The sequence below is a fragment of the Allopontixanthobacter sediminis genome (assembly GCF_009828115.1).
Taxonomy (GTDB): domain Bacteria; phylum Pseudomonadota; class Alphaproteobacteria; order Sphingomonadales; family Sphingomonadaceae; genus Allopontixanthobacter; species Allopontixanthobacter sediminis.
On record NZ_WTYL01000003.1, the window covers coordinates 55,890 to 67,500 of the forward strand.

The 11,611-nt window shown below is 62.0% G+C and carries 12 protein-coding genes (1 of these 12 running past the window's edge); 7 read left to right on the forward strand and 5 right to left on the reverse strand.

Going from position 1 to position 11,611, the window contains the following annotated elements:
- The first annotated feature begins 3 nt into the window (after positions 1–3).
- A complete protein-coding gene (gene ssb, locus GRI65_RS11075) occupies positions 4–525 on the forward strand; it encodes a single-stranded DNA-binding protein (RefSeq protein WP_160756648.1) in 522 nt (173 codons plus the stop codon).
- 27 nt (positions 526–552) lie between these two features.
- Here the strand turns inward: ssb and GRI65_RS11080 are convergent, their stop codons facing one another.
- Both GRI65_RS11080 and GRI65_RS11085 read right to left on the reverse strand, forming a co-directional pair.
- Positions 553–1,071, reverse strand: a complete 519-nt coding sequence (locus GRI65_RS11080; protein WP_160756649.1) for a YceD family protein — start codon at positions 1,069–1,071, stop codon at positions 553–555.
- Positions 1,068–1,583: a ubiquinol-cytochrome C chaperone family protein gene (locus tag GRI65_RS11085; protein WP_160756650.1), complete on the reverse strand. Its 516-nt coding sequence runs from the start codon at positions 1,581–1,583 to the stop codon at positions 1,068–1,070. The genes GRI65_RS11080 and GRI65_RS11085 overlap by 4 nt, the downstream gene beginning before the upstream one ends.
- Before the next feature lie 226 nt (positions 1,584–1,809).
- Here GRI65_RS11085 and GRI65_RS11090 point away from each other — a divergent pair, with 226 nt between their 5' ends.
- The 6 genes from GRI65_RS11090 to GRI65_RS11115 all read left to right on the forward strand — a co-directional run bounded on the left by GRI65_RS11090 (position 1,810) and on the right by GRI65_RS11115 (position 8,298).
- Positions 1,810–2,274, forward strand: coding sequence for an outer membrane protein assembly factor BamE (locus GRI65_RS11090; RefSeq protein ID WP_160756651.1), 465 nt, complete (start codon positions 1,810–1,812; stop codon positions 2,272–2,274).
- A 78-nt stretch (positions 2,275–2,352) separates the two neighbouring features.
- On the forward strand, positions 2,353–2,925 hold the full coding sequence (gene hslV, locus GRI65_RS11095) for an ATP-dependent protease subunit HslV (protein ID WP_160756652.1): 573 nt from the start codon (positions 2,353–2,355) through the stop codon (positions 2,923–2,925).
- 39 nt (positions 2,926–2,964) lie between these two features.
- Entirely contained in the window at positions 2,965–4,266 is a 1,302-nt protein-coding gene (hslU, locus tag GRI65_RS11100) for an ATP-dependent protease ATPase subunit HslU (protein ID WP_160756653.1), read from the forward strand.
- Positions 4,267–4,314: 48 nt separating this feature from the next.
- Positions 4,315–4,716, forward strand: coding sequence for a GFA family protein (locus tag GRI65_RS11105; protein WP_160756654.1), 402 nt, complete (start codon positions 4,315–4,317; stop codon positions 4,714–4,716).
- A 139-nt stretch (positions 4,717–4,855) separates the two neighbouring features.
- Complete coding sequence (locus tag GRI65_RS11110) at positions 4,856–5,344, forward strand: TlpA family protein disulfide reductase (RefSeq protein ID WP_160756655.1); 489 nt, start codon at positions 4,856–4,858, stop codon at positions 5,342–5,344.
- Positions 5,345–5,463: 119 nt separating this feature from the next.
- Positions 5,464–8,298 (forward strand): M16 family metallopeptidase, encoded by a 2,835-nt coding sequence (locus GRI65_RS11115; protein ID WP_160756656.1) that lies wholly within the window; start codon positions 5,464–5,466, stop codon positions 8,296–8,298.
- Positions 8,299–8,330: 32 nt separating this feature from the next.
- Here the strand turns inward: GRI65_RS11115 and GRI65_RS11120 are convergent, their stop codons facing one another.
- From GRI65_RS11120 to GRI65_RS11130, 3 genes are all read right to left on the reverse strand, one after another.
- Positions 8,331–10,148: an ABCB family ABC transporter ATP-binding protein/permease gene (locus GRI65_RS11120; protein ID WP_160756657.1), complete on the reverse strand. Its 1,818-nt coding sequence runs from the start codon at positions 10,146–10,148 to the stop codon at positions 8,331–8,333.
- 87 nt (positions 10,149–10,235) lie between these two features.
- On the reverse strand, positions 10,236–11,216 hold the full coding sequence (locus GRI65_RS11125) for an aspartyl protease family protein (protein ID WP_160756658.1): 981 nt from the start codon (positions 11,214–11,216) through the stop codon (positions 10,236–10,238).
- 103 nt (positions 11,217–11,319) lie between these two features.
- Positions 11,320–11,611 carry the 3' end of a lipopolysaccharide biosynthesis protein gene (locus GRI65_RS11130; protein ID WP_232844110.1) on the reverse strand. Its footprint extends 1,226 nt past the window's final position, so the window shows 292 of its 1,518 coding nt (coding positions 1,227–1,518); the start codon falls outside the window, past its right edge; it ends in the stop codon at positions 11,320–11,322.

Here is an 11,611-nt window from a genome sequence, read left to right on the forward strand (position 1 = left end):
AATATGGCGGGTAGCCTCAACAAAGTAATGATTATCGGTAATCTGGGTGCGGACCCGGAAGTGAAGAGCTTCCAGAACGGCGGCAAAGTGTGCAATTTGCGCATCGCGACGTCCGAACAGTGGAAAGACAAGAATTCCGGTGAGCGCCAGGAACGGACCGAATGGCACACCGTCGCAATTTTTTCCGAAGGCCTGGTCAGCGTTGCCGAACGCTTCCTGCGTAAAGGCAGCAAGGTCTACATCGAAGGCCAGTTGCAGACCCGCAAATGGCAGGATGCCCAGGGCAATGACCGCTATTCGACCGAGATCGTCCTGCGCGGCTTCAACGGCACTCTGACGATGCTCGACGGACCTGGCGGCGGTCAAGGCGGCGGCTCCGGTGGTGGCAGCCAGGGCGGCAGTTCGGGCGGCGGCTGGAACCAGGGCGGCGGCTCTGGCAGTTCCGGTGGCGGCTCCGGTGGTTCGGGCGGCGGCTCGGGGGGCGGCTCCAATTATGACGATCTGGACGACGATATCCCGTTCTGACCGGGGTGGCCGGGCCGGCGGCTGGCGTTAGTTCTTTTTGAGCGCAGCCAGCGCGGCGAAGGGGCCGCTCGGTGTGTCTTCGCCGAGGATGCCTGCCTGCTGCCGGAATGCGTCCGCATCCGGTCCGCGCGCGAACGGATCGATCGCCAGCCCGAACCCTTGGGCGACCGCTTCGCCAAGGTCAAAGCTTTCGCCTTGGTAAAATATTTCGTCGCAATCCTCAGCCTGTATTTCGAGCTCTTCCTCCTTCGGTGCGCGGGATTCCGGCACGAAGCGCAAGGCGAGCTGTTCATCGATATGGACGGGAAATTCCTCGCCTGAAACCGCACAATACTGGAGAATATCGGCGAGCAGGCGTCCGGTAGCGTTAACTATTGCGCCATCGGCCACCAAGGTCACTTCCGCCTTGAGCCGGTGCACCGCGGCCAAGGCAAACCGCTGTGCCAGCGCCGCCATTTCCGGTTTATCCGGCTGCAGGACCACTGGCTTGCCGGTTATCTGGTGGAGCCTGACTACCCGGCTGAATTCGCACGCACTCTCGCTCATCGGGGAATCTCCGCGCCCAGGATGGCATCTGCGGGGATCGGCGCGAGTTGATCGTGCAGTTGCTCCAGCCGCTGCGCCAACGCTGCGGGCGGCGTCCCTTCCGACAGACCGAGATTGCGGCTGACCGCGGCTTTCAGGCTCGACCGGTCTGACACCAATGCATCGCGAAATGCGCCCAGCCGACCGCCCATGGCCGACATCATCTTGCCCATGTATTTGCCGAGGGCCGGATCGCCGATGCCCTGTTCACGCAATTGGCCGTCCATGTCATCGACGAACAATTCCGTAAGGTGCACCGAGGGAGCTCTCAATTCGGGGGCTTGCTCCATGCGGATCAGCACCACCGCCAGCACTGAAGTGATCATGTCATACCGGCCTTCGACGGTATCGGGGACACCGCAATCCCGGTACCATTGCGGTTCCCGTGCGATCTCCACGGTACGCTGCCACAACGGACGAAGCGCGTCCTTGGGATCAGGCTCGGTTCCAAGAAGGCGGGAAAGGAAGGACATCAGCATTCTACCGGTTTGTGTTGGCCGCATGGCGGTTTCGTTAATTGGCAATTCAACCTGTCAGCCCCATGCCCTTGGGCGGGCTGCGGACAGGCCGCGGCATGTTCTGCCGTTTCCCCACTGGCTACATTGCAAGGTGGGCGACATGCCCTTATGGCTTCCCTGCGATATAGCGCTTATCCCCGCTATTCAAAGTGACGAGTTTTTTTGAGAAGGTTGGTTTTCGATGACGGCAGGTAAAGCAATCGGAGCAGGTCTGGCTCTGGCCATGGCGCTGGCGGCAGGCGGTTGCAGTTCGATCCGTGAAAACCGCGGCTATGTTGCGGACCAGAGCCTTGTCAATGCGGTGCAGCCCGGGATCGACAACCAGCGTTCGGTGGAAGCGACCTTGGGCCGCCCGACATTTACCAGCCAGTACGGCGAACCGACGTGGTATTACGTTTCGAGCGTGACCGGTCGCAAGCCCTTCGTCCGTCCGAAGATCATCCAGCATTCGGTCCTGAAAATCCGGTTCGATGCCGCGGGTAATGTCCTTTCGGCTGACCGGACCGGGGTCGACCAGGTCGCCTATCTCTCGCCCGAGGGGGATTCGACGCCCACCTTGGGCCGCGAACGCAGCTTCTTCGAGGATCTGTTCGGCAATATCGGCCAGGTGGGTGCCGGTGCAGGTCCCAGCGGACCCGGCGCCTAAGGCCGTTAGCACCCCGCGATCAGACTGATCTTTGCCGCCGGTGCTTGACCGGTATCGGGCAGGCACCATATCTGCGTTATGGACGACAGCAGAAACGCGCACGGGCTCGTGCAATGGCACGGCACCACCATCATCGGCGTGAAAAAGGGCGGCAAGACCGTGATTGCGGGGGACGGACAAGTCTCCATGGGCAACACGGTTATGAAGCCCAACGCCCGCAAGGTTCGCCGGATCGGCGAAGGCGGGCCTGACAAGGGGAAGGTGATAGCCGGTTTTGCCGGTGCCACCGCCGATGCTTTCACCTTGTTCGACCGGCTGGAGAAGAAACTCGAGCAACACCGCGGTCAGTTGATGCGCGCCGCCGTCGAAATGGCCAAGGACTGGCGCACCGACAAATATCTCCGCAACCTGGAAGCCCTGATGATTGTCGCCGATGCCGATGTGCTGCTGGTGCTGACCGGCAATGGCGATGTGCTCGAACCCGAAGGCGGGGTTGCGGCAATCGGATCAGGCGGAAATTACGCGCTGTCCGCCGCGCGCGCGCTCGACGCCTATGAAGACGATGCGGAAAAAATCGCCCGCGCCGCCATGGCCGTGGCCGCCGAGGTGTGCGTCTTCACCAACGACCGCGTCACCCTCGAAACAATCTGATCTTTCCCGTCCCTGGCAGACGGACACTATGGAACCAAAATGACCGACATGCTCACCCCCAAGGCGATTGTCGCCGCGCTCGACGAACATATCATCGGACAGAAGGAAGCGAAGCGCGCGGTCGCGGTGGCGATGCGCAATCGCTGGCGCCGTCAGCGCCTCGGTGATGATTTGCGCGACGAGGTTACCCCCAAGAACATCCTGATGATAGGCCCGACCGGCTGCGGCAAGACCGAGATCAGCCGCCGTCTGGCGAAGCTGGCCGATGCGCCCTTCGTGAAGATCGAGGCGACCAAGTTCACCGAAGTCGGCTATGTCGGCCGCGACGTTGACCAGATCGCCCGCGACCTGGTCGAAGACGCGATCCGGCTGGAGAAGGACAACCGCCGCGAAGCCGTGCGGGAAGCAGCTTCGAAGGCGGCGATGGACCGGCTGCTGGTGGCCCTGGTGGGCGAGAACGCCTCCGAAGCGACCCGCGAAAGTTTCCGCGAACGGATCGTCCAGAACGCGATGAACGACGTCGAGGTCGAGATCGAAGTCAAGGATACGCCCAACGCGCCGATGGAGATACCGGGCATGGGCGGCGGCATGGGGATGATCGACCTCAGCGACATGATGGGCAAGGCGTTCGGCAAGACCAACACCAAGCGGCGCAAGCTGAAGGTGCCCCACGCGTGGGACAAGCTGGTCGATGAGGAAGCGGAAAAGCGCCTCGACCAGGACGATGTCGCGCGCGTGGCACTGGCCAATGCCGAAACCAACGGCATCGTGTTCCTCGACGAGATCGACAAGATCGCAGTCAGCGATGTGCGCGGCGGATCGGTCAGCCGCGAAGGCGTGCAGCGCGACCTGCTTCCTCTGATCGAAGGCACAACCGTGGCCACCAAGTACGGCCCGATGAAAACTGACCACGTGCTGTTCATCGCCAGCGGTGCGTTCCACGTCGCCAAACCGTCCGACATGCTGCCCGAATTGCAGGGGCGCCTGCCGATCCGGGTGGAATTGCGTGCTCTGACGGAAGAGGACTTTGTTCGCATCCTGTCCGAAACCAGGGCCAATCTGGTCACCCAGTACAAGGCTTTGATTGGCACCGAAGATGTAACACTTGAAATTACCGAGGACGCGATTGCCGAGATCGCCAAGATCGCGGCGCAGGTGAACGAAAGTATCGAGAACATCGGTGCCCGGCGCCTGCAGACGGTGATGGAAAAGCTGATTGAGGATGTCAGCTTCGAAGCCGAGGATCTGAAGGGCCAGACAATCACCATCGACGCTGCCTATGTGCGCGAACGGCTGACCGAACTGGCGCAGGACGCCGATTTGTCGAAATACATTCTCTGACGGGGTTTTCATGATAGCATCGTCCTCCTAATCAGGAGGAGGATTTCCATGCCCACCGGACGCTGTCACTGCGGCGCAATCGTTTACAGTTTTCGCGGCGGAGTGCGGCACAGCTCTGTCTGCCACTGCACCGATTGCCGCCGCTGCGCCGGAGCCGCGGGCGTGGCGTGGGTCGCGGTGGCGGCCGATGATTTCGCGGTCGAACAGGGCAACCCGGTGACGTACCGTTCCTCCCCCGATGCACAACGCTTTTTCTGCGGAGCCTGCGGCACCGGGCTGTGGTACATCAATGAAAATTTCATGCCGGGACTGGTCGATATCCAGACCGCGACCCTGGACGCGCCGGAAGACTATCCGCCGCAGAGCCATGTCCAGATGTCCGATGCGCTCGAGTGGGAGGAAACGTTGAAAGACCTCCCGCGGTTCGACCGGTTTCCCGGGGGTGACTGATCGTCAAATCCCAAAATACTGATTTTATATCACAATCAGGTACGGTCGAGCCTCCAGGGACTTGTCTAGGTGCTGGCTTTCCGGTTTTTGTCTGCTAGCTTCCCGGAAGAGACAGGGGCAGTTTTCAAGGGGGCAGACAATGCTACACTTTCTTCGCGTGACGTTGGCGGCTGTCTGTTTGGCATCCGCGGCACCGGCCATACCCGCAGAGGTTGGTCAGCAAGCGCCGGATTTTACCGTCAGGATGTTCGATGGTTCGAAAAAAACGCTGGCGGATTACGGTGGTAAGGTACTGGTCATCAACTATTGGGCTACCTGGTGCGGACCCTGCAAGGCGGAGATGCCGATGATGAGCGCGTTCCACCGGCGTCATAAGGACGAGGGCTTCGAAATTATCGGAGTGGTGACCAAGGACAGCGTATCCAAATTCAAGCTCAAGCCCTTGACCGCCGCGCTTTCTTATCCCCTGGCGAGCTCGCTCAAGGGGAAGTACGGTCTGATCCGGGACGCCGGCTCCACGACTTACATAATCGACCGCAAAGGTCGCATCCGCCATTCCCACGCCGGATCTTTCGAACTGGAAGATTACAACGAAATAATCCTACCGCTGCTGCGGGAGCCAGCGTGACGCGAGACGTTCGTCGGGTTGCCTTCGCTTTTCGTCTGTTAAACCGAGGCCCGACTTGAAATATTACCGGCTGGATGGTTTCATCCGGCTACAGGTTTTATCCGAAAAGGGGCTGTTCGATGTTTCGTAGTTTTCTCGCCGCAGGTTGCGGATTGCTTGCACTGTCGGTTACCGCGCCGCTAGCCGCGCAGGCTCCTGCTGGTTCGGCCGACACGCTTTCCGCCCCGGAGATCGCGTTCGAGGAATGGACGCTGGATAACGGGTTGCGGGTAATCGCTCTCCCTGACCAAGGCACCAGCACGGTGACCACCTCGATCTGGTACGATGTCGGATCCAAGCACGATCCGGAGGGGCGCTCCGGTTTCGCCCATCTGTTCGAACATATTCTCAGTCGCAAGACAGAGAATATGCCGTACAACATGATCAACAAGCTGACCGAGGATGTCGGCGGGCAGCGCAATGCGTCGACCGGCGATGACCGGACCAATTACTACGAGACGGTCCCGGCGGAATATCTCGAAACCATGCTGTGGACGCATGCCGAACGCATGGCGCGCCCGGTGGTTGATGCCGAAGTGTTCGAGAAGGAACGCTCGATCGTGAAGGAAGAACTGCGCCAGCGCATCCTCGCGCCGCCCTATGGCCGATTGCGGCTGGTGTTCGCGGAAAACGGCTATGATGTCCTGCCCCACCGGCGGCCGGGGATCGGCAATATCGAGGAACTGGACGCGACCACGCTCGATGACGCTCGGGCTTTCCATCAGGCCTATTACGGACCGGACACGGCAACCGTGATCGTGGCCGGCAATTTCGAGACTGCAAATTTGCGCGCGCTGATGGACAAGTATTTCGCCGCGATCCCGCGCCGCAGTAACCCGATCCCGCTTGAGATTTCCGCACGGGAAGAACGCCGTACCGAGCCGCGATCGCTGGTCGCAACCGCACCCAATGTGCCGCTGCCGGTGGTGGGATACCTGTGGCAATTGCCGCCGCAGACGCATCCGGATGTTGCGGCGGTCAATGTGCTCGACGCCATCATGTCGAGCGGCCAGAACAGCCGTTTGTACAATGCCCTCGTTCGTACGGGCAAAGCGGTGCAGGCGCAGGAATTTGCCAGCACCTCCGAAGAAGGCGGCTATTTCGCGAGCTTCGCGATCCTTAGCCCGGTTGCGGATCAGGACGAGGTGGCCGCATTGCTGGCGGCGGAATTCGAGAAATTGCGGACCCAGCCAGTCAGCGAAGCCGAACTGCGGGAAGCCAAGAACGAATGGGTGTCCGGCACGCTCAGTCGCCGCGAAACCGCCCGCGGCCGGGCGTTCGAGCTGGGTGAGGCGCTTGTATCCACCGGCGACCCGCGCTGGGCCGACCAGTTCCTCGCCGATATCGCCAAGGTTACCGCTGCCGATGTGATGCGGGTGGCGCGGACGTGGCTGACCCCTGAATCGGTTGTCGCGATGCGTTATGTCGCTGGCGAAGCGGACCCGGCCAGTTATGCCAACCCGGTCCCGATGCCGACCTTCCGCAGCGTGCCGGACGCGGTTGGCGAACCGGCGTCGCTGAATGACGAAGCCACGCGGGAAGCGCCGCCCGCGCCGGGTCCGGTCCCTGCTGTCGCCCGCGCACCGTTGATCCAGACCACGCTCGACAACGGGATCAAGCTTGTCTCCACCCAGACCGGCGATGTTCCCCTCGCAACGATTACGGTTGTGCTGCCCGGCGGCACCAGTGCCGATCCGGCGGGTAAGGCCGGTCTGGCCGAGATGACCGCCGGACTGGTGGACAAGGGGACCGCCACGCGCAGCGCGGAACAGATCGCCCAGACGCTCGAAAGCCTCGGTGCCTCGCTGTCAGCCAGCGCGGGCGCAGACGGGACCTTTGTCAGCCTGACCGCCCCGGTGGGCAACATCATGGCGGCGGGTGAGGTGATGTCGGACGTGATCCGCAACGCTTCCTTCCCGCAAAGCGAGCTCGACCGCGAACGGAAGCGGGCGGTCGACGGGTTGCAGGTCGCGATGAAGGATCCGGGCAGTCTGGCGGGGATACTTGCTTCGCCGGTGATGTACGGCTCCGCTGCCTATGGCGGGGTAACCACCGCGGAAAGCCTGACCCGGCTGACCCAGGCGGATCTCACCAATTTTCGGTCGACGTGGTGGCATCCCGCTGCAGCGCAGATCGTGGTGAGCGGCGGAATTGCGCCGGAACGCGCGAAAGAAGTGGCCGGCGCGCTGTTCGGAAACTGGCAAAGCGAGCAGCCGGCACCAACCCCGATCGCCTATCCGTCCGGACCGGCACCGGCACCGCGCGCGCTGGTGATCGACATGCCCGAAGCAGGGCAAGCTGCGGTCCTCGCCGGGGTCCGCGCAATCTCCCGCAGCGATGCCGATTATTACCCGCTCATGCTGGCCAACACCGTGCTCGGTTCCGGGTCGAACGGCCGCCTGTTCGAGGAAGTGCGGACCAAGCGGGCGCTCAGCTATGGTTCGTACAGTTCGTTCGGCGCGCGGGCAGGGCAGGCGGTCCTGACCGCGAACGCGCAAACCAAGAACGAGACTGCCGATGAAGTCGCGGACGTGATTCTCGAGCAATTCGAGCTTCTCGGCACTGCGCCGCTCGAGGAAGAAGCGCTCCAGAAGCGGCGCCTGTTCCTGGGCGGCAGCTATGCACGGGCGCTGGAAACCAGCAGCGGTTTCAACGGGATCGTGGCCGGCTTGCTGCAACAGGGAATTGCTCCCGAAGAAGCGGCAATGCTGGCCGAGCGGCTGCAGGCGGTATCGCCCGAAGCTGCGCTCGACGTGTCGCGGCGAATTGTTCGTCCGGAAAATGCGTCGCTGATCATCGTCGGCAACGCGGCGGAATTCATCGATGATTTGCGCGAGGATTATCCTAACGTCGAAGTGATTCCGGTGAGCGAGCTCGATCTCAACAGCCCGACATTGCGCAAGCCCGCAGAATAAGTCGACTGGAGCGGGAGCCGCGAATCGGCCGACTATTCGGCGATTTCGGCTTCCGCTCCGCTTTCGTTCTGCTGGCGGTTCCACATGTCGGCATACAGGCCCCGGCGTTCGAGCAGGGCGGAGTGGCTGCCTTTTTCGGCCATTCGTCCCTCGTTCAGGACCAGGATCTCGTCCGCGTCCGCAATCGTCGAAAGCCGGTGGGCGATCGACAGGCTGGTGCGGTTTTCCGACACCCGGTGAAGCGTGTCGAGGATATCCTGTTCGGTGCGCGAATCGAGCGCGCTGGTGGCTTCGTCCAGCACCAGAATCGGCGGGTTCTTGACCAAGGTGCGGGCGATTGCCACGCGCTGCTTCTCGCCGCCCGATAGTTTCAAGCCGCGCTCGCCCACCTCGGTATCGAAGCCCTGAGGCAGTTTTTCGATGAACGGCAGGATTGCCGCGCCCTGCGCCGCCGCGAGCACATCTTCGTCAGTGGCACCGGCACGGCCATAGGCGATGTTATAGCCGACCGTGTCGTTGAACAGCACACTGTCCTGGGGCACGATTCCGATCGCCGCGCGGACGCTGGCCTGCGTAACTTCCGAAATATCCTGCCCGTCGATCAGGATCCGGCCCGACCACGGATCGTAGAACCGGAACAGCAGGCGCGCGATGGTGCTTTTGCCCGCACCGGACGGTCCGACGATCGCGATATGGCCGCCGACCGGAACGTGGAACGACAGGCCGTGGAGGATAGTGCGGTCCTGGTCGTACCCGAACACCACATTGTCGAAGGTAATGGTTGGCTGGCGGATGGCCAGCGCTGGTGCGCCCGGCCGGTCTTCCACCTCGACTTCGCTATCCATCAGCTGGAACATCGCGGCCATGTCGATCAGCCCCTGGCGAACGGTGCGGTAAACGAAGCCGAGCATGTCGAGCGGCCGGAACAGCTGCATCAGGTACGTGTTCACGAACACCAGATCACCGACCGTCAGGCGCCCCTGGCTCCAGCCCCAAACGGTATAGGCCATCGCCCCGCCCATCAGCAGGTTGGTAATCAGCGCCTGGGCTATATTCAGCAGGCCAAGTGAGTTTTCCGATTTGACGGCAGCCTCGGCGTAGGCGCGGGTAGACAGGGCGTAGCGCTCCTCCTCCCGGCTTTCCGCGCTGAAATATTTGACCGTTTCGTAATTAAGCAGCGAATCGACCGCCCGCGAATGGGCGCGGCCATCGAGATCGTTCATCTCGGCCCGCAGCTTGGTGCGCCATTCGGTGATCCAGCGGGTAACGGAGATGTACGTGACAACGGTGAGGGCTGTCGCCAGCACCAGCCCGAGGCCGAAGTTGACGTAGAAAATCACTGCGACCGCCACCAGTTCGATGATTGTCGGCGCGATATTGAACAGCAGGAAATAGAGCATCGTGTTGATGCTCTTGGTTCCGCGATCGATCGTCTTGGTGATTTCTCCGGTCCGGCGCGACAGGTGGAAGCGCAGGCTCAGCCGGTGGAGCCGGTGGAACACGTCCTCAGCCAGCTGGCGGATCGCGTCCTGCCCGACCCGTTCAAAGGTGATGTTGCGCAGATTGTCGAACACCACGCTGGTGAAGCGGCCAAGCGCGTAGGCCAGGACGAGCGCCACCGCGACCATCATCGCCTCATTGGTGGCGGTTGTCATTGAGTCGACGGCGTTTTTGTAAGCGAATGGCAACAGGAGTGTGGTTGCCTTACCCGCCAGCACCAGCAGGATCGCTACTACGATCCGGCGCTTCAGGACAGAATTGTCATGCGGCCACAGATAGGGAAGGAAACGCTTCAGCGTCGTCCAGCTATCGTGATTTGCTGGGGCGGGTGTGGGAAAATCAGGTGGCATCGGCGCTGCATTTGGTGCCCCGCGCGAGTTTACGCAATGGCTGGTTCAATCGGGGTGCAAGTCAGGCGTGCGCAATCCTGTGCTGGGTTACAAACGCGTCGCGCTGTTGGACCGGACCGGCGCGGTGCCCGAGAACGCCTCTGACGGGAGATCGAACAGCACCTGGCGGGAGTTGAAGTCGATCGCCACCCGGTCGAACATCCGCAGGTTGCTCATGCCCAGGATCAGGGCGGGGCGGCGGCCAAGCCCGAGTTCATCGAACGCGGGACTGTCGGCGAAGGTGATGGCAGTGTGGCTGAGCTGCATGGTCTGGATGCGCAGCGACCTCGCGACGACAACGTTCCCCGCGATAGTGTTGCCGTTCACATCGGTTGCCGTCGAAGCTCCCTGATCGGAACCGCGCAGTTTTCGCCGGAGTGCAAGATTGCCGATACTGGCCTGTGCGCCGGTATCGATAATAACTGCGGTGCTGACCCCGTCGATCACTGCGTCGGTGATGATCAGCCGCCCCAGTTTCCGCCGGGCGCGGACAACGATCTCGTAACCCCGGTTGCCGCCCAGCTCCTTCGCCGTGTCGACCGCAATTGTCTCGTCGCGAAAATCGATCATCACCCGCATATCTTGCAGGCTGTCGAGCCCGAGGATTCCGTCGGCGCCGATATGGTGGGCCTCCAGCAAGGGCGCTGAGATATTGTCGAACACCCGTGCCGCGAATTCGAGTCCGTTCAGTTCGACCAATTGAACCGGGACCCGGCTGGCCATGCCCACGACGATCGCATTTCCGACGATTTCCAGGTGGAGCCTGTCGCTCAGACCTCGGGTAACAACGGTAGCCTGGGATCCCGTGTCGATCATGAACCGAAACGGGCCTTGTCCCTCGACAGTGACGGGGACGGTCATCCGTTCATAACGGTCACTTGTGCCGATCACGATTTCGGTGGCCGGTGCAGCTTCGGCGTCGGGCAGCGCGCCGACTTCCTCAATAGCAGTATTTCCCGCAGGCGCTGAGAGCGGTGGCGCGCCAGTGACTGACGCCAAGGCAGCCGCGAAAAAAGAGGCTGAAATCATACCCGCTCTCCTGGTGACGCCTCTATAGAGAGCCTGTCGGCCAAGCGGCACCGGAGACATCTTACCACCGCGGCCCTTCAGGTCCAAATGTGCAGGGCAGGCGCTAGATGGGAATTGCCTCAGGTGGGTCCTTGCGCAGCATGGACCAGGTCTCGCGGAGCAGGAGCGGCCACCCGAGCCAGAGAGTTGCTCCGTAGGCGATCGCTCCGACAGGGGCGACCAGCAGAAGTTGAAGCGGCGGAGAAACCGCGCCGACGGCCAGCTGTGCCGCAATGACCACCGCCGTCATGATCCCGCAGGCCAGCACGACGGGCAACAATTCCCCAAGCAGGTTCCGCAGACTCAAGCCGACTGCCGGCAATGTGAGCGCCAGTGTAGCGGCGAGCAGGGTCGGC